General features: G+C 48.7%; 18 protein-coding genes and 1 pseudogene. 12 read left to right on the plus strand and 7 right to left on the minus strand.

The features are described from left to right. Positions 1-14 precede the first annotated feature (14 nt). The gene (gene gshA / locus ABEA14_RS14380) at positions 15-1,583 is read left to right on the plus strand and encodes a glutamate--cysteine ligase (RefSeq protein ID WP_345340727.1); all 1,569 of its coding nucleotides are present in this window, start codon (positions 15-17) and stop codon (positions 1,581-1,583) included. Positions 1,584-1,624: 41 nt separating this feature from the next. Next, positions 1,625-2,050, plus strand: a complete 426-nt coding sequence (locus ABEA14_RS14385) for a hypothetical protein (RefSeq protein ID WP_345340728.1) — start codon at positions 1,625-1,627, stop codon at positions 2,048-2,050. A 1-nt stretch (position 2,051) separates the two neighbouring features. Here ABEA14_RS14385 and ABEA14_RS14390 read toward each other — a convergent pair whose 3' ends face one another. Next, positions 2,052-2,696 carry a LysE family translocator gene (locus ABEA14_RS14390; RefSeq protein WP_345340729.1) on the minus strand — a complete coding sequence of 215 codons (645 nt, stop codon included), beginning with the start codon at positions 2,694-2,696 and terminating at the stop codon, positions 2,052-2,054. Positions 2,697-2,948: 252 nt separating this feature from the next. On the opposite strand from ABEA14_RS14390, the gene ABEA14_RS14395 reads away from it, so the two are divergent. Then, positions 2,949-3,557, plus strand: coding sequence for a transglycosylase SLT domain-containing protein (locus ABEA14_RS14395; RefSeq protein ID WP_345340730.1), 609 nt, complete (start codon positions 2,949-2,951; stop codon positions 3,555-3,557). 3 nt (positions 3,558-3,560) lie between these two features. After that, positions 3,561-4,109 (plus strand): lipocalin family protein, encoded by a 549-nt coding sequence (locus ABEA14_RS14400; RefSeq protein ID WP_345340731.1) that lies wholly within the window; start codon positions 3,561-3,563, stop codon positions 4,107-4,109. A gap of 23 nt (positions 4,110-4,132) precedes the next feature. Here ABEA14_RS14400 and ABEA14_RS14405 read toward each other — a convergent pair whose 3' ends face one another. Continuing rightward, positions 4,133-5,413, minus strand: a complete 1,281-nt coding sequence (locus ABEA14_RS14405) for an HlyC/CorC family transporter (RefSeq protein ID WP_345340733.1) — start codon at positions 5,411-5,413, stop codon at positions 4,133-4,135. Between the two features lie 67 nt (positions 5,414-5,480). Further along, positions 5,481-6,287 (minus strand): cytochrome C assembly family protein, encoded by an 807-nt coding sequence (locus ABEA14_RS14410; protein WP_345340734.1) that lies wholly within the window; start codon positions 6,285-6,287, stop codon positions 5,481-5,483. A 188-nt stretch (positions 6,288-6,475) separates the two neighbouring features. On the opposite strand from ABEA14_RS14410, the gene ffh reads away from it, so the two are divergent. The 8 genes from ffh to ABEA14_RS14450 all read left to right on the plus strand — a co-directional run bounded on the left by ffh (position 6,476) and on the right by ABEA14_RS14450 (position 12,849). Next, positions 6,476-7,843, plus strand: a complete 1,368-nt coding sequence (ffh, locus tag ABEA14_RS14415) for a signal recognition particle protein (RefSeq protein WP_345340735.1) — start codon at positions 6,476-6,478, stop codon at positions 7,841-7,843. A 231-nt stretch (positions 7,844-8,074) separates the two neighbouring features. Further along, the gene (gene rpsP / locus ABEA14_RS14420) at positions 8,075-8,326 is read left to right on the plus strand and encodes a 30S ribosomal protein S16 (protein ID WP_345340736.1); all 252 of its coding nucleotides are present in this window, start codon (positions 8,075-8,077) and stop codon (positions 8,324-8,326) included. 24 nt (positions 8,327-8,350) lie between these two features. Then, positions 8,351-8,881 carry a ribosome maturation factor RimM gene (rimM, locus tag ABEA14_RS14425; protein ID WP_345340737.1) on the plus strand — a complete coding sequence of 177 codons (531 nt, stop codon included), beginning with the start codon at positions 8,351-8,353 and terminating at the stop codon, positions 8,879-8,881. 19 nt (positions 8,882-8,900) lie between these two features. Further along, complete coding sequence (gene trmD, locus ABEA14_RS14430) at positions 8,901-9,647, plus strand: tRNA (guanosine(37)-N1)-methyltransferase TrmD (protein WP_345340738.1); 747 nt, start codon at positions 8,901-8,903, stop codon at positions 9,645-9,647. 30 nt (positions 9,648-9,677) lie between these two features. Continuing rightward, positions 9,678-10,025, plus strand: coding sequence for a 50S ribosomal protein L19 (rplS, locus tag ABEA14_RS14435; protein ID WP_345340739.1), 348 nt, complete (start codon positions 9,678-9,680; stop codon positions 10,023-10,025). Between the two features lie 312 nt (positions 10,026-10,337). Beyond that, the gene (locus ABEA14_RS14440; RefSeq protein ID WP_345340741.1) at positions 10,338-11,411 is read left to right on the plus strand and encodes a 3-deoxy-7-phosphoheptulonate synthase; all 1,074 of its coding nucleotides are present in this window, start codon (positions 10,338-10,340) and stop codon (positions 11,409-11,411) included. Positions 11,412-11,428: 17 nt separating this feature from the next. Then, positions 11,429-12,565, plus strand: coding sequence for a bifunctional chorismate mutase/prephenate dehydrogenase (gene tyrA / locus ABEA14_RS14445; protein WP_345340743.1), 1,137 nt, complete (start codon positions 11,429-11,431; stop codon positions 12,563-12,565). A 5-nt stretch (positions 12,566-12,570) separates the two neighbouring features. Further along, a complete protein-coding gene (locus tag ABEA14_RS14450) occupies positions 12,571-12,849 on the plus strand; it encodes an Rdx family protein (protein ID WP_345340745.1) in 279 nt (92 codons plus the stop codon). 24 nt (positions 12,850-12,873) lie between these two features. Here the strand turns inward: ABEA14_RS14450 and ABEA14_RS14455 are convergent, their stop codons facing one another. The 4 genes and pseudogenes from ABEA14_RS14455 to ABEA14_RS14470 form a co-directional block, all read right to left on the minus strand. Continuing rightward, complete coding sequence (locus ABEA14_RS14455; RefSeq protein ID WP_345340747.1) at positions 12,874-13,773, minus strand: aspartyl protease family protein; 900 nt, start codon at positions 13,771-13,773, stop codon at positions 12,874-12,876. 147 nt (positions 13,774-13,920) lie between these two features. Then, positions 13,921-14,145: pseudogene (locus tag ABEA14_RS14460) on the minus strand (VF530 family protein); the annotation flags it as partial. Then, positions 14,138-14,419 carry an RNA recognition motif domain-containing protein gene (locus tag ABEA14_RS14465; RefSeq protein ID WP_345340748.1) on the minus strand — a complete coding sequence of 94 codons (282 nt, stop codon included), beginning with the start codon at positions 14,417-14,419 and terminating at the stop codon, positions 14,138-14,140. The pseudogene ABEA14_RS14460 and the gene ABEA14_RS14465, both read right to left, overlap by 8 nt. Positions 14,420-14,547: 128 nt before the next feature. After that, complete coding sequence (locus ABEA14_RS14470; RefSeq protein ID WP_345340749.1) at positions 14,548-17,922, minus strand: MGH1-like glycoside hydrolase domain-containing protein; 3,375 nt, start codon at positions 17,920-17,922, stop codon at positions 14,548-14,550. Positions 17,923-18,231: the final 309 nt, after the last annotated feature.

Consider the following 18,231-nt stretch of genomic DNA (forward strand, 5'->3'; position numbering starts at 1 on the left):
GCAAGGACTTAAAATTGACAGCACAATTTCAACGCCACCTCTCATTACTTTCTGCTAAGCCGGAGTTGCTGTTTGGACTACAACACGGACTCGAGAAAGAAAGTTTAAGAATTACCCCCGATGGACGACTTTCTACAAAAAAACATCCTGAAGGTTTGGGTTCGGCGTTAACACACCCGCTGATTACGACAGATTTTGCTGAACCACTCTTAGAGTTCATTACGCCGGTAAGTAGCAATGTTGATGAAACTCTCGAGCAGTTGGCCGACTTGCACCGCTTTGCATATCAGCAGATGGGGGACGAGTTATTGTGGCCAGCAAGCATGCCATGTTTTGTGGATGATGAAGCGGAGATCCGTATCGCAGAATATGGTAGCTCGAATGTCGGTAAGATGAAGACGCTCTATCGAAAGGGCCTGCACCATAGGTATGGCAGTGTCATGCAGGTGATTGCCGGAGTGCATTTCAACTTCTCATTTCCTGAGGCGTTTTGGCAGCATTGGGCTCAGTGGCAGGGCAAAGATAGTTCGATTGAGCAGGTTAAATCTGATGGTTATTTGGCGCTGATTCGCAACTATCGCCGCCTTGGCTGGTTGATACCCTACCTGTTTGGTGCTTCACCTGCATTGTGTGGCTCGTTTTTGGAGCAAAAGCGCTCGCCACTGCCTTTCCGAAGAATGGGCAAAGGTACCTACTATTTGCCGTATGCCACCTCTTTACGCATGAGTGACCTGGGTTATACCAATAAGGCTCAGGCCCGGTTGCAGATTGATTACAACTCGCTGCCAGGTTACGTGGAAAGTGTGCAACGCGCCCTGCATTCACCTGAGCCTCGCTTTGCTGAAATTGGGGTAAAAGTGGATGGGGAATACAAACAGCTGAATGACAATCTTCTGCAGATTGAGAACGAACTTTACGCCCCCATTCGGCCCAAACGTGTGGCGAACAGCGGAGAGAAGCCCAGCGAAGCTCTTCTGCGTGGTGGTATTGAATATATTGAAGTTCGAGCGCTTGATGTTAATCCATTCCATGCCACGGGTGTAAGTGCTGAGGAGATCCGCTTTTTGGATATCCTGCTGGTCTATTGTTTGTTATCGGATAGTCCAGAACTTTATGCTGATGGATTAACTGAGTCCGGGAGAAACATCACCACCACTGTATTGTATGGTCGAGATCCTAAAGCACAGTTAGAGATCAATGGTGAGAAGGTTGGGCTTAGGAACTATGCTTCAAGCCTGCTGTCCGAGATGGAAGCGGTGGCTAAACTGTTAGACCAGGCCTACAACAGTAGTGACTATTCTGCGGCGCTGGTTCATCAACGATGCAAAGTGGTTGATCCCGAGTTAACGCCATCCGCCAGACTGATTGCCAGAATGAAGGATGATTCATTGGACAATGGTTGCCTGTCTATGGAGTTAGCCAAGCAGCATAAAAGGTCTTTACATGGCTCAAGCCTGGCTGTTTATACACAGCAGTTTCTTGACAATAGTTCGATTGAAAGTTTGAAAGCGCAAAGAGATATAGAAATGGCGGATGCAGAGCCGTTTGAAGTGTATTTGGAAGAGTACTTTTCTGCCACCTAATATTGCTTTGCCGTCATAGTGGTTATGGGAGGTACAGGTTAATGAGATATATCAAGATGATAAGGCGAGCCTTGGCTTTAAGCTGCTTACTTCCCATTGCGTTTTCGGTAGTTGCTGAGCCTTCTAAAGCATGTGGCCGTATTTCCAGCTTTGCAAACCCTCCAGCCACTCAGGACTTGCATCGTGTGACTATTGATCGTCTGAATGACAAAAATGTGACCTCTAAGGGCTTTTATGTTTTGGAGCCAGGGATATATCAAGTCAAAGTGTATGAGCAGATCAATGACCATAGGCTGAGAGCTGGCCGTAACCGTGGCACCTCAAAAACCATAGAAGTTAAGGTTGAGCCAAATAAACGATATCACCTTGCTGCTGAGTTCATAAAAGACAAACGTTACTCGAAAACGAACAAATATTGGGAGCCTGTTATTTGGAAGGTAACTGACGAAGCCTGCGAGCTTAAATAGTTCAGTAGCTGTTCCATATATCCCACCACATCGCACCACTGGCTGAGATCAACACCAGTGGTGTCACCCATCTTACGACGTCAAACCAAGCCCTATTTCCCGAAAACGCAGTGCTGACTCGCGTGGTGATAGCGGCATACGCAAGCATTACGATCAGTTCAAGCGAGCTGAATATCGCCATAAGTACCAGAGATTGTTGCCAAAGTGAGTCGTTAGCATTAATAAATTGAGGAAAAAGGGCGGCGAAGAACAAGATGCCCTTGGGATTTGCCAGCGCGGTAGTGAGCCCTCTGACAAAAAGCAGTTTAACAGGCAGTTGCTTCAGTTCATCAGAGAGCTCTCCGTTGAGCTGGGGGCTGTTCGAAAACTCTCTGAAAATCTGTAGCGCCAACCAAAGTAAATAAACTGCGCCAATCGCTTGTAAAAGAGTCAAGGCGATAGGAAACATTGTAAGTAAGCTTGCTACACCAGCCATAGCTGCGATGGCTTTGAGCAATCCTGACGTTGCGCTGCCCAGAGCTAACCAAAGCGCGCCAGCTGTCCGATACTTGCAAGCCGTATCAATAGTAAGCATGACCAGTGGCCCCGGGACCAAAAGCAGCCCTAGCGATACCGCGACAAATAGAGAGAGTGTTTCGATAGACATGGCGACATGCTAGTAGGGGAGAGGTGTCTTGCAAAGGGGTTACTGGGATTCAGGCAAAAAAAAAGAGCTATCAGGCGATAGCTCCAAACCCAGGGATAATTCATTGAGCAGCATTTGCCACTCCTAACCTTTGAGCCCAAAAACGTGGGCAAGTTCATTATATTTCTGGAAAAGTACACATAAATGCGGTCGATTGCTCGACAGCAACTGGTTACACTGGGTTCATTCTTTGTTTAGGCGCTGTAGAACGTAATGAGAGTTTTTATTTTTTCTTTGGCATTACTTACCCTCTCAGGCTGTGCAACTTCTCCTCCTTCCAATCCAGAAAACCTGTGTGAGATCTTTCGTGAAAAACGCGATTGGTATGACGCAGCAAGTGATATGAATGATAAGTGGGGGGTGCCGATTCAGGTGCCAATGGCAATGATGTACCAGGAAAGCTCTTTTCGTCATGATGCTGCTCCACCACGTAAATACCTGCTGGGCTTTATCCCCTGGGGGCGTGTCAGTAGTGCCTACGGCTATTCACAGGCCAAAACTCCGACCTGGAGTGATTACGTCAGAGAGACCGGAAACTCAGGGGCTGACCGGGAAGATTTCGGTGATGCCATCGACTTTATGGGATGGTTCATCACTAAAACCCATAAAGTAAACGGCATCTCAAAATGGGACGCTTATGCTCAGTACCTCAACTATCATGAGGGATGGGGTGGGTATCGCCGAGGTACCTATAAGAAAAAAGCCTGGTTGATGAAAACGTCGCGGAAAGTAGCTAATCGGGCTTCCAAGTACTCTTCTCAGTACAAAAGCTGCAAGGATGAGCTGGATAGCAGCTGGCTGTACCGATTGTTCTTTGGGTAGGTTATGACACGCTTTTTCGGGGTAGAAAAACGCCAATTTTTGGTTCTGATCTTTGCATCGATGATGGTTGCCTGTGTTTCGGTACCGGAAGGGATCACTCCGGTAACGGGGGTCGATTTTCAAAGATATCAGGGCAAATGGTTTGAGATCGCGCGTTTAGACAACTCGTTTGAACAGGGAATGGAGCAGGTGACCGCGGAATACTCCTCGCGCGAAGATGGCGGTATTCGAGTGATTAATCGCGGTTACAGTATCTACGAAAATGAGTGGAAAGAAGCAGAGGGCAGGGCGTATACCGTTAATGCGCCCGACGAAGGCTTTCTAAAAGTCAGTTTCTTTGGCCCGTTTTACGGGGCTTATATCATTTTTGGTCTTGATAAAGTCGAATACCAATACACTTTTGTCGCTGGCAACAATCATAAGTACCTTTGGCTTTTGGCAAGAACGCCTGAGGTGAGTGAAGAGCTCAAGAGCCAGTTTGTGACAGAAGCTGAGGCCCAAGGGTTTAATACTGAAGATCTGATTTGGGTTAATCAGGTTTCAGATAATTAAAAAGCCCTTAACGGGCTTTCTAATTATGCTTCATCAGGTGGTGTATAAAGGCTTGGCATTACGCGCGCAGAGCGCACCATATTGTCTTTCACCTCTAGCACTTCGATAGGATAACCGGCTAGTCGTAGGCTGATCCCTTCGGAGGGGATCTCTTCCATATACTCAATGATCAGACCATTGAGAGTTTTTGGACCATCCGTGGGAAAGCGCCATCCCATTTCCTTATTTACGTCACGAATATTGGCACTTCCGTCAACCACGTAGGAGCCGTCCTGTTGTGCGTGCACTTCTTCACTGGGTGACGGTGCATCTGTGGTGGTAAAGTCGCCGACAATCTCTTCAAGAATATCTTCCAGCGTCACCAAGCCTTGAATGTCACCATATTCGTCAACAACCAAGCCGATACGCTCTTTGTTACGCTGGAATTTCAATAACTGAACGTTTAGTGGCGTGCCTTCGGGAATAAAATAGAGTTCGCGCGCAGCACGGATCAAGGTCGATTTGTTGAATTGGTTTCGGGTTAGCAGCCTGAGAGCATCCCGGGCATGGACAAAACCGATGGCATCATCAATGTTGTCGCGGTAGAGCAACAACATGGTGTGCTGCCCCTGAGTTAACTGTTTAACGATGCGCTTCCAGTCATCATTGATATCGATGCCGATGATATCGCTTCGAGGGACCATGATGTCTTCAACGGTCACCTTTTCCAGATCCAGTATCGAAAGCAACATATCCTGGTGCCGACGGGGAATAAGCGCGCCAGCTTCATTCACCACAGTGCGCAGTTCGTCTGAGCTTAGGTGGCCGTTATCCCGTTTGTTGGGGTTTACTCTCAGTATGGCCAGTAACCCATTACTGATGGCATTTACCAACCATACTGCCGGGTACATGACTTTTAGGAGGAATCTCAATAAGAAGGAAGCCGGAAAAGCGATCCGTTCAGGATACATTGCAGCTAGCGTCTTAGGGGTTACCTCCGCAAATAGCAGAATGACAAGTGTTAAGACACCAGTGGCAATTGCAACGCCGATATCACCATATAGGCGAAGGCCGATGATGGTAGCAATGGCTGATGCAAGAATATTAACCAGATTATTGCCAATCAGGATCACGCCGATGAGGCGGTCGGGGCGTTCTAATAACTTGTGAACCCGCTTGGCCGCACCGTGTTTTTTCTTAACCAGATGCCGCAGTCGATAGGGGTTTATCGACATCATTCCAGTTTCACTACTGGAGAAGAAAGCGGAAATCAGAATCAGTATGCCCAGTGTTATGAACAGGGCACTCGTCGAAATCTCGTCCAACGAGGGAGTCCTTTGTTACCTATTGAGAGCCTATCTTATCTGAAAATTAGCTAAATGGCGGTAAAAATTACGCAAGTATGATTTCTCTTACAAAACGGGAGCCAAAATAGCCCAGTGTAAGCAGGACTGCCCCCACCACTGTGGAAGTGACTAGCCAACGCCCTCTAACGCCAACTCTGTAGTGCTGAATCAGTACGACGGTGTATATCGCCCACGCAATAGCGCTGAGGATCGCTTTGTGTGCTTTGCCGCTACCAAAAAAGTTATCGAGGAAAAATATACCGGTCGCTAAGGCGAAGGAGAGCAGTACAGTGCCGACCAAAATCAGATTGAATATCTGCTTTTCTACCGTCATCAATGGTGGGAGTACTGGACTGAGCGCAAACTTCTTCTTCTCTTTTAGCTGACGGTTTATCACTGCCAGAAGTATTGCCATCAATGCGGCGATATTAAGTACTGCATAAGAAAGTAGCGACAGCGAAATATGAATTATCAGGCTGGGGTGCGCCTCTAAGTGGGTAAAATAAGTGTCGCTACTTACTAAGTCAGTCAGTATCACTATTGCAGTAAAGGCGTAGGTAAAAGGCAGCAGCACTTGCAGCGGCTTCTTTACATAAAGCAGGGTCAGCATCAGGCTGATTGCCCATCCCGATACTGAAGCAATATTCATGATGCTGAGGTTCTGACCGCCATCTGGCCTTAAAAGATCAAACGCCAGAGTAAGCAGGTGCAGACCCAATGCAAATATTGCAACCAGCATGATGCCGCTTTTTTGCGGCAGAATACCTTTTTTCAGGCGCCAACCAATCCAACCCGCGAGGAGCAGGTAGACCAGAATAGTGGCGACAGCCAGATAGCCAGAGGCAGAATGCATAAAGGGCGATCTCAGTGTTAATTAATAGTACGGCGCAAATTAGAACTTATGCCGTATCTTATTGAAATATATCTATCCAAAGTTGGAGTATACCGCGAGAACTCACACTGCCAATAGTGTGGTGCTACCTTCGGCGCGAGGTTTCGTTATAATGCGCAACTTATCTTTACTTTCAGGCCTTATGGAACATGTTTGAGAACCTTAGTGAACGCCTCTCCAAAACGCTGAAAAATATCAGCGGCCGTGGACGACTGACTGAAGACAACATCAAAGACACGCTGCGCGAAGTGCGGATGGCGCTGTTGGAGGCTGACGTTGCGCTGCCGGTGGTCCGGGAGTTTATCTCTAAGGTCAAAGAGCGCGCGGTTGGTGTCGAAGTTACCAAGAGCCTAAGCCCTGGTCAGGTCTTTATTAAGATCGTTCGCTCTGAGCTGGAAGCTGCCATGGGTGAGCGAAATGAGGCGCTGGCGCTGAATGCGCAGCCACCCGCGGTGGTCATGATGGCGGGCCTGCAGGGTGCGGGTAAGACAACCAGTGTTGGTAAGTTATCCAAGTTCCTGAAAGAGAAAGAAAAGAAAAAAGTGATGGTGGTGAGTGCCGACGTCTATCGTCCAGCCGCCATCAAACAGCTTGAAACCCTGGCCAATGATATTGGCGTTGAGTTTTTCCCTAGCAGTGCAGATCAAAAGCCGGTCGATATTGTTTCGGGCGCTATTGAGCACGCCAAAAAGCAGTTCTTTGATGTACTGCTGGTGGATACTGCTGGTCGTCTTCACGTCGATGACGAGATGATGGACGAGATTAAAGCCCTCCATGCTGCGGTTAATCCAGTCGAAACCCTGTTTGTGGTAGATGCCATGACGGGTCAGGATGCGGCAAATACAGCTAAAGCCTTCGACAGTGCTCTGCCACTGACCGGTGTGATCCTGACTAAGACAGATGGTGATGCGCGCGGTGGTGCGGCACTCTCTATTCGCCATATCACAGGCAAGCCCATTAAATTCTTGGGTATCGGTGAAAAAACCGATGCTCTTGAGCCGTTCCATCCTGATCGCCTAGCTGGCCGCATCCTCGGCATGGGCGACGTTTTGTCTCTGATTGAAGACATTGAGCAGAACGTCGACCGCGAGAAAGCGGCTAAGTTTGCCAAGAAGGTGCAGAAGGGGCAGGGCTTTGACCTTGAAGACTTCCGCGAGCAGCTTCAACAGATGAAGAATATGGGCGGCATGATGGGGTTGCTGGATAAGCTGCCTGGTATGTCGAACCTGCCCGATGCGGTTAAAGGTCAGATGGATGACAAGCTGACCGTGCGGATGGAAGCGATTATCAACTCTATGACTCCGGGAGAACGTCAGCGTCCTGATATCATCAAAGGTTCCCGTAAGCGCCGTATCGCTATGGGATCGGGTACGCAGGTGCAGGATGTGAACAAGCTGCTCAAGCAGTTCACCCAAATGCAGAAGATGATGAAGAAAATGAAGGGTGGCGGTATGGCCAAGATGATGCGAAGCATGGGCGGCATGATGCCACCGGGTATGAAGATGCCGCGCCGCTAACGGCTAAATTGTTATCTATCGAAAAAGGAGCCTGTTGGCTCCTTTTTTGTTTTTGCTGAACCACTGAATCCCATCCACTCACAATGCCTTGTTAGCACTGCCGTGCTGAACAATTTTTATCCGCTGTTTTGGTTGCAATTCCACAGATTCTGCGTAGAATTAGCGCGCTTCTAGCCCGCCCCATGCTTTTTTGGGGTGTCTGGAACCGCCAAATTGGGTAAAGAGGAACGTATGGTAACCATTCGTTTACAACGTGGTGGCGCTAAAAAGCGTCCATTTTATCAGGTTGTCGTAGCCGACAGCCGTCGCGCTCGTGACGGCCGTTTCATTGAGAAGATCGGTTTCTTCAATCCTGTAGCACGCGGCCAAGCCGAGCGTCTTCGCTTGGATCTTGAGCGTGTTAAACACTGGACTGATCAGGGCGCGACCCTGTCTGACCGTGTTGCACAGTTGGTTAAAGACGCAGCTAAAGCTGCAGCTTAATTAAACCAACGAGAGGAGTGAGCCGTGTCAGAGGCGCAGGAAAATGTGATTCTGGGCCGTCTGGGTGCCGCATACGGCATCAAAGGTTGGCTAAAGATTCACTCCTTTACTGACAATGCCGAAGATATCTTCGAATTGTCTCCCTGGAAGTTGGGTGACCAGCAGACAGGCAAGCAACTGTCTGTGAGCCAATGGCGTCGCCATAATAATGGGCTCATTGTTAAGTTTGAATCGATCGATGATCGTACTCAGGCAGAAGCCTTGATAGGACTGGATATCTCCATCCCTTCAGAGCAGTTGCCAGAGTTGCCGGAAGATGAGTTCTACTGGCGCGATTTAATCGGTATGAAGGTAGTCACCGACAAAGGCTATGACCTGGGTGTGGTGACTGGCTTGATGGAAACCGGTTCAAATGACGTGTTGCAGGTAAAGGCAAACGTTAAAGATGCATTCGGTAAACAGGAGCGGTTAATTCCGTTTCTGGATGGCCAAGTTATTAAGCACGTGGATCTTGCAGAAAAGCAGATCGAAGTAGATTGGGACCCTGGTTTTTAATCAGAGAGGAGTAACCCCCATGTGGTTTGGTGTGGTGACTTTGTTTCCCGAGATGTTTCAAGCGATCAGCGAGCATGGAGTCACGGGCAAGGCTATCAAGAACAGCTTAATTGAGCTGCAAACGTGGAATCCAAGAGATTTCACCCATGATAAGCACAGAACGGTGGATGACCGCCCTTACGGTGGTGGCCCCGGAATGCTGATGATGGTGCAGCCATTACGCGATGCAATTCAAGCCGCCAAGCAGGCTGCTGGTGACGGGGCGAAAGTCATTTATCTTTCACCCCAGGGACGCAAGCTGGATCAGCAAGGTGTCCAGGAACTGGCAGGCCAGGAAAAACTGGTCTTGGTAGCGGGACGTTATGAAGGGATTGATGAACGTGTGATTCAGTCCGAAGTGGATCAAGAATGGTCCGTCGGCGATTACGTGCTCAGTGGCGGTGAACTGCCAGCCATGACCCTGATTGACGCAGTGGCGCGATTAGTGCCCGGTGTATTGGGAAAGCAGGCATCTGCAGAGCAAGACTCTTTTACAGATGGTTTGCTGGATTGTCCCCATTACACACGCCCGGAAGTGCTTGAAGGCGAAAAGGTGCCTTCAGTATTACTGAGTGGCAATCATGAAGCTATCCGCCGTTGGCGGCTAAAGCAAGCTTTAGGGCGAACTTGGCTGCGACGACCGGAACTATTGGAAAACCTAGCTCTGACTGACGAGCAAGCTAAATTGCTTGCCGAGTTTGTAAGTGAAAACGACAGCAAACAGTAGAGTGATTCAGTTTATTCTAGGATTAAAGATATGAACAAAATTATCCAGCAACTTGAGCAAGAACAGATGAAGCAGGACCTTCCTCACTTTGCTCCTGGTGACACAGTTGTCGTCCAGGTGAAAGTGGTTGAAGGTAACCGCGAGCGTCTGCAGGCTTTCGAAGGCGTTGTAATCGCCAAGCGTAACCGTGGCCTGCACAGCGCATTTACCGTACGTAAACTCTCCAGTGGTGAGGGTGTTGAGCGCGTATTCCAGACCCACAGTAAGCAAGTAGACAGTATCACTGTTAAACGCCGTGGTGACGTACGTCGCGCCAAACTGTACTACCAGCGTGGTCGTACCGGTAAGGCAGCACGTATTAAAGAGAAGCTTAGCTAAATTTCGTTTAACACCCGGTTCCCAATGGCTAGAAGCAGCAGCCCGCACTTGTGCGGGCTGTTTTGTTTTCGGTAAGCTATAGCCAGTCTGAAGCAGGTCATCTGCTTGTTCTAAATCAGGCTGATGAATAAAAATTCAATTATTACCCAAATAAAATGCAATTTTATGCATTTTGTATCTATACATTCCTTTTAATTAGTTTAATAATCGAGGCTCATTTATGGGCCTGATAGTAGTTGTGTGCCCTGATTTTTAGCTGCCTTACCGATGTTTCTACAGGCGGACAGGGTACATCTAGGAGTTTTAGTACAAATGCATAACGATACAGTTAATGATATTCACGTCAGTGCCCAAGAGGTACTGATTACCCCAAAACAGCTCAAACAAGCACTGCCAGCCAGTGATGAAGTACTGCAGTCAATTGCTGAGTCTCGCAAAGTTGTTTCTGACATCATCCATCGTAAAGATTCTCGCCTGCTGGTCGTGACTGGCCCTTGTTCGATTCACGACGTTGAAGCGGCTAAAGAATACGCTCAGAAGCTGAAGAAACTGCACGACGAATTAAAAGATGAACTGTATCTGGTGATGCGTGTTTACTTTGAGAAACCACGTACTACTGTTGGCTGGAAAGGCCTGATCAACGATCCAAATATGGATGGTAGTTTCCAATTGGAAGAGGGTTTGCACAAAGCCCGTGAACTTCTATTGTGGATCGCTGAACTTGGCTTGCCTATGGCCACTGAAGCCCTTGATCCTATCAGCCCGCAGTATCTTTCTGAGTTGTTCAGCTGGTCTGCGATTGGCGCGCGTACGACAGAAAGTCAGACGCACCGTGAAATGGCCAGTGGTCTTTCTATGCCTGTTGGCTTCAAAAATGGTACCGACGGTAATCTGGGCACCAGCATCAATGCGATGAAGGCGGCCGCCTCAGGTCACCGCTTCATGGGCATCAGTTCCGATGGTCAGGTAGCTGTTATCACGACCGAAGGTAACCCTGATGGCCACGTGATCCTGCGTGGTGGTAAGCAGCCAAACTACGACTCTGTCAATGTCGCTCTATGTGAAGAATCGATGCAGAAGGCTGGCCTGAACCCAAGCCTGGTCGTTGACTGTAGCCACGGCAATTCCAATAAAGATTACCGTGTACAGCCATTAGTTGCTGGTAATATCATGCATCAGATCCTTGATGGAAACCGCTCAATCATTGGTATCATGCTGGAGAGCCATATCAATGAAGGAAACCAGAGTGCCGATCTGCCACACGACCAGCTGAAGTATGGCGTGTCTGTGACTGATGCTTGCATCAACTGGGAGACCACAGCGTCGACCCTGCGTGAGATGGCAAATCGTCTGTCTGCTGCTCTTAAAGCGCGTGTATCAGCCTAACTAACGGAAAGTCTGTAGTGAATGAAACCCCAGAGGCGCTGCTGCGCCTGCGTGACAAAATTGATGATGTTGACCAGCAACTGCTGAAATTGCTCGCTGAGCGATTGCAGCTGGTGGCCGAGGTAGGTGAAGTTAAGAGCGAGCATGGCTTGCCCATTTATGTGCCTTCCCGCGAGGCCGCGATGCTGGCCAAGCGTCGTCAAGAAGCTGAAGCGCTTGGGGTTCCTGCTGACCTAATCGAGGATATTCTGCGCCGCGCGATGCGCGAATCTTACAGTAGTGAGAAAGACACCGGCTTTAAGACCGTAAACCCTGCTGCCGGCCCCATTGTTGTGGTCGGTGGTAACGGTCAATTAGGTCGATTGTTTGTGCAGATGTTCGAGCTGTCAGGGTACGAAGTCAAGGTACTTGGCAGTAAGGACTGGGACAACGCCTCTCAAATTCTGCAAGGGGCCAGTGTCGTCATGGTCACTGTGCCTATCGCTAAGACTGTTGGCATTATCGAACAGTTGGAAGCGCTTCCAGATGATTGCATTCTCTGTGACCTCACCAGTACCAAAACTGAGCCATTGAAAGCAATGCTGGCTGCGCATTCTGGCCCTGTGGTCGGTTTGCACCCAATGTTTGGTCCTGATATCAGCAGTTTTGCCAAGCAGGTCATAGTGGTCTGTGATGGCCGAAACACCGAGAAATATCAGTGGCTGCTTGATCAGTTTGCGCTTTGGGGCGCCAAGTTAAAACAGGCGTCGGCTGAATCTCACGATGAAGCGATGCGTTTGGTGCAGGCGATGCGTCACTTCTCAAGCTTTGTCTATGGACTGCACTTGAAGTCGGAAGACGCAGATATTGAACAGTTACTGGCGTTCAGTTCACCGATTTATCGTTTGGAACTGGCCATGGTTGGGCGACTGTTTGCGCAGGATCCGGCGCTTTACGCTGATATCATCCTCTCTTCGCCCGATGCGCTGACCATGTTCCGCCGTTACATTGAGCGTTTTGCAGAGGCGGTGACTTGCCTCGAAAACCATGATCGTGAAGGTTTTATCCGCCAGTTTTCTGATGTAGCTGACTGGTTTGGACAGTACGCGCAGCAGTTTATGGGCGAAAGCAAGCAGATGTTACTGGTCGCCCATGATCGCAGGCATATCGATTAATCATTATGTCTGAGTTTAAAGTTGAGATCCGTTACTGCCCACGCTGCCGCTGGTTAATGCGTGCAGGGTGGGTGGCGCAGGAGCTACTGACCACCTTCGACGAAGAACTGGATAGTGTTGCGATTGGGCCCGGCGATAAAGGCCAATTCGATATCTGGCTGAATGGTGAGCTTATCTGGTGCCGCAAAGACAAGGGCGGATTTCCCGAGCTAAAACCTCTCAAACAACTAATTCGTGATCGTGTAGCTCCCGCCAGAGACTTAGGACATAGCGACCGACCTTAATCGGGTGTGGGTTTTCTAGAGCAACTATTGTGGCAATCCAACGTGCAGATGTCCGCCTTTGTAATCCATGGTCAGTACAAAGTGCTTTAGCACATCATAACCAAGTAACCCTCTTATCAGTTGTCCTTTGATTCGGCTACCCACGATATCGCCTCTGCCACCAACATTAATTGTTTCATTTGGTGCAGGCACGGTAACTTTCACGTCGCCTAGCTCGTACGGGCCAAACGTTAACGATGGAAGTAAGAATGTTTGAGTCATGGTGGCCTTCACTACGCCTCCGCCAAATGTGTTGGAAGCATTGAATTTGTTCAACCAGTCATAGTTTTCGGCGACATTTCTCTCCACCAATATGCCGCCAGCATTTCCGGTATCGAGTATTAGCCAGACATCTTTATCGTTGTTCATATTAACGCGCACAATAGGAAAGCCACTGGCACGGTCTCGGCGCATCTTGATGTTTTCGTAATCACTGACATCAATAGCATCTCTATCGATTAAGCGAATCTTTTGATTGGGGTAATCAAGTTGAATGACAAACATGCGAAAGAAGGCGGCGCCAAGCAGAAGTTGATTGTTTTCATCTCCTAAATGCATTGGGATCAGGTGGCTGAGTGTTAGATCCATCTCAAAAAGACGAGTGGGTACTTGGTTGAGCATCCTTGTTTGCTCTTCCCCAAACACACCTTTTAGCCTGATGCGTTCGCCTTTGGGATAGGTAAGTTCATTGGCGGCAAGAAAACGTTTGTTAATACCGTTGGATTGGGCGCCGGTGTCCAGAATTGCACGTCCGTCAATCCCACCTATTTCTACTGGAATAGTGATGTGTCCGCCGTGCAACTCAAATGGAAACCATTCGGTCATTGCTGCGGCACTTGTTGCGGAAAAAAAGCAGAGAATGATCCCTATGATTCTAGTTTCCATTTGAGCATCCTTGTTCTTACTCGTAACTGCGAGAGAATCTGTAAGTTACTAAACTACCATGTTATTAGCCTAAGTTCATCGTTGTCATAGGGCGGCAGAACTTAGCGCTTATGAATTTGCTCCCCAAATATTTTTGGCTTGGCTCTTGGCTTTTAAATAAAGCTCCTCAACCTTCTTTCTCGCCCATGGCGTTTTTCTGAGAAACTTCAATGATGACTTGATGCTTGGGTCCTTCATAAAGCAGTTGATAGGGATCTTTTGCCCCAATTCATGCCAACCATACTGCTCTACCAACCATGTGACCAAGGCTTCTAATGTCACGCCATGCAGGGGATCATTTTGGCTGCCTGGTGCTGGTGTTTTATCAGTCATTAGGTTGCACTCTTTTTTGAGCGTTGTTGTCCGAATCTGACTGAGCAACTTTTACTCGGATACGGCTGCCGTCGACTTCTTGATTATTCAGGCTCTTCATCGCGATCTTTGCCTGACCGGCTTTAGTCATCTCGATGAACGCAAACCCTTTCGATTTACCTGTTTCCTTGTCTAAAACCAAGGTACAGCTGCGGATATGGCCAAAAGGCTTAAACAGTTCGAACAGGTCAGACTGGGTTGTTTCACGGGCGAGGTTGCGGACGAGCAGTTTCATGGTAAGGCCTTAGATAAAGTCAGGGCCATACTATACAGGTTTCAATGCGCGTTAGATAAATGGGTGGATCAAAAAGTGCCTGCGATGATCGCAGGCACTGAAACCTAGCTTGAGTTTTCCCCGGGATATCAGTTAATTGCCGGTTGGATCCTGACTGCCGCAATATCTACACGGTTGATTGGGCCGTTTCCGCCACCATTGCCACTAAATGTTTCATTGCTGGCCATATAACTCATATTGAAGAAATCCATCACTTCAATTCGATAAGTGCCAGTACTCAGTGGCGCATTTAGAGGCGTTGAATAAACTAAGGGTTTGGCGCCTTCGACAGTCAATGCATGTGGCATTTGAATCAAGCCTTCAGCAACCAAATTCTGTTCGCTATCAAATACCTTGATCCACTTATTGCCGTTGGTAATACCCAGATTAATGGCATTGTAATTGTTGTGGTACTTGAGCTGAATGTCGAAGCTGCCGTCGGCATCGATGACCACATTACTGATGACCAAACTATCCGATGTCGCCCCCCAATCGGCAAGATGCGCTTCGCCAATGACTTCGTCGGCTTGGCTGACGTCGATATTGCTGGTCACATTGGCAGATGCAACAGATATCTCCTGTGCAGTGTCGTAACAAACAGGAACACTGTGGTGAGAACGGTTACCAGAAGCGGTATAAACGGCCTCGATGCTATAGCAATAGCCCTGACCTGATACTGGCAGTTGGTTGTCTGTGACCACACCAGGCACTACGTTTTCAATGGCCAGTTCGCCATTGCGGTATAGGTGATAGGCCAGCTCTCCTTGATTTCGCGTGTCGCTGAATTCTACTGTCAAAAAGCTATCCTCATTTTGGAATACGCGATCTATCACCGGCTCTAGCGGCGCGAACACGGCAGGATCTGACGTGCTTAGCGGCGCGGCTGTTACTGCGGTGAGGTTGCTGTCGGTATTACTGAGCTCACCTAAGGTAATCACCAGCGTATTGGTATCGGTCAGTGCTTCCCACGCGATAGCCTGAGTTGACTCATCGCCATTCAGGGTGACGCCTTCCACTTGATAACTTCCATCTGCTTCTGCCGCGGTCTCGGGCAGTATTAAAGTGACGCTCAGTGATTTGCCCTGCAGAGATAGTCCAGATAGCGAAACTTCACTGCTTTCGGCAAACATGTTGCGATGCAACGCCGAGGTGACAAATGGATTCAAAGAGATGCCGTCGTCGGTGGTAGATACCCCAAAGACACCTTCAATCACCATGCCCACGTATGCGCCTACGGACCAAAGTTGGCGAGTTGAGTTAATCACTGGCCCTGATAGGCCTGGATTATCAAAGTCTAAAAGGTTTGGTTGCATCGACAGCCACTCCAAGTTTTCCATATTGGAGAGGTTTAACGAGGCCGCTCGCATAAGTGTGTCATACGCGGCGTCAGCAACTTTAGTGTTGCCGGTTTCAATGGCTGCATGTAAGCCATAGGCTGTCACAAATGGCCAGATAGCACGGTTATGATAAACGGCAACATCGGGTTGCTGAGGGAAGATAACCGGTGCTCCCATATCGCCGTGAGGATAGTTTGCCATCACACTGGCTGCGCGATCATCATCCGCAATGCCTGTTATCACCGCGAGAGACTGACCAAGCCAATCGAACTTATGCAGTGGTGCCATGTTCTGATGGCCTGCCGTTAAGCTACTGTATAGCCCCGCTTCTGCCAGCCAAAAGCGAGTATTGATAGCGGTTCTTAGTTGTTCTGCCCAAGTTTGATAGCGGGCCGCAGCGTCGGCATCTCCACTCTCTTGTGCCAATTGGCTGGTGAGCATCAATGCCTGATAATGAGCCACGTTTGTTGAGAGCGCTTTCGAACTTCCTAAGCTGGCGATGTCATTGACGATCCAACTGGCGTAACTCTGCTCGCGCCAGTCCAGGAAGGATTGTTCACCCTGGTACAGCCCATCGCGAGTGTCGAAAGCTGCGATACGGTCGTTTTCTATGGTATTAACCAGCGCCGGGTAAGCGCGAACAACAAAGGCGGCTCTTTGCTCTGCTGAAAGAGTTTGCAATGCTTTGGTTGCGCCAAATGCCCAGGTAACCCGATCGGTACTGATAGGCCAGCTACCACCAGAACCCGTATCCTGAATGATCTGTAGACCAGAACTATCTCCCGCTGCATCAGCAGGTTTACTGACGCCATCACGGTAACCAGACAACTTAAACTCAAGCGAGTTACGAACTCTCGATGGATCTAACATGGCCAGCCCCAGGTGGGAAGCGTAGGAAAGATCGCGGGTCCATACCCAGTGCCATTTAGCACCTGTTTCAAAGCACTCACAGGGGATCGCTTCACCCCCGTTGTATGTATCATCTCGGATCTCATCAACGCTGTTTTGTGCCGTTTCATGAACAGACAGCGCGAACAGTGCATCAAATGCTAAGTTGCCAGAACGCACTTTGGGCTTACCTTGTTGCTCTTGGTAAAGCACGTATTGCGGACCAGGATCTCGTAAGCTTTGACTGGTTGATTGGGCGTATTGCCTATAATCCGCGTCGGCGATTTCTGCAGAGAAGGTGACGGTTTCAGTGTCATCATCGTAAGTAGCGAAGGTCAATTCCTGACGAATCTCGTGACCCTCGTGAGGGTTTATATCCACGCCATCTTCACCGTCGCTCTCGGTCACAGCAAAGACCGGGGCTGCAATGTCTGTGGCATCAACGGTAAAGCGGTAATAGCCTGTTTCGGTCACGAAGAAACTGCTATTCGGACCACCAGGGTACATGGTGTAAGGGGTGTCTAGTTCGGCGACGACTGATTCATCTTCATCCAGTACCCATTCGCTTGACCAGTCAGCGGACGCTATTTTGAACTCATGATTTCCTGGGGCAATTTGCAGTGTGGCTTGGTATCTGTTGTTACCCACGTACTTCAACGGGTTGTCCGTGGCCCAGCCATTAAATCCCCCACGTAGATAGATATCGTATTCCAATGGCGGCATGTCCTGAGAAAAACTGAAGTTGGGTCGTAGCGGATCTTCACCTACTTCCAGCTTAAAATCATAGATGCCTGACTCCGTTAGCACCATGGCCATATTTGCGGCGCCTTCGCCCGTGAGTAGCTCATAGGTTTGCCCGGGAGAGACTTCTGTTAGGTTTTCAAGGTCTGCCGTGAAGGTGGTTTCCAGCGTCCAGTTAGCATCGGCCACTTTAAACTGGGGAACACCCATCACCATCTCGACGTTATGCAGGTAGTAGGCATCGCCTTCAAAGCCAAACTGATATGCCTCTTCAGCGCCCCAACCACTGAATTCACCTTTTAAGAAAATATCGACGGCATAGGGAGGTTCAGGTTCTGGGTCAACACATGCCTCCATGGTGTCGTTGGGTATTTGTGGGAGCTCACAAGTCAGTGTGTCGTCATCGTCATCCGAACATCCAGTAAAACCGAGTAGCGACAGTGAAACCAGTAATACCTTTATTAAGGTATTTTGGTGTAAAAACGCCTCATCCTTCATCGAATCCTTCCTTTCTCAAATTGAAACAGCTTTCGCGGAATGTGTTCCTGATAAGCCGTGGTAAAAAAACTGCGAAAACCAAGCGTAGACCAGGAATATTATTTAGAACGTGTTGATATAAAAGCAAAAATACAGAAGTAGATACTAGGGGAGCACTCATGGCTAAACGGTGAGCCAGGTTTGATTGAGCGTGTCAAAAAGTAACCAATTGTAAGTGTGATGTTACATAGAGATGGGGCAAGTTGTTTAACGGAGAATGGGCTGGATTGCCCCGTATCTGCGCCCGTAGCTTTGATACTTATTTCGTAT

The organism is Corallincola platygyrae, assembly GCF_039544265.1.
Lineage (GTDB): Bacteria > Pseudomonadota > Gammaproteobacteria > Enterobacterales > Neiellaceae > Corallincola > Corallincola platygyrae.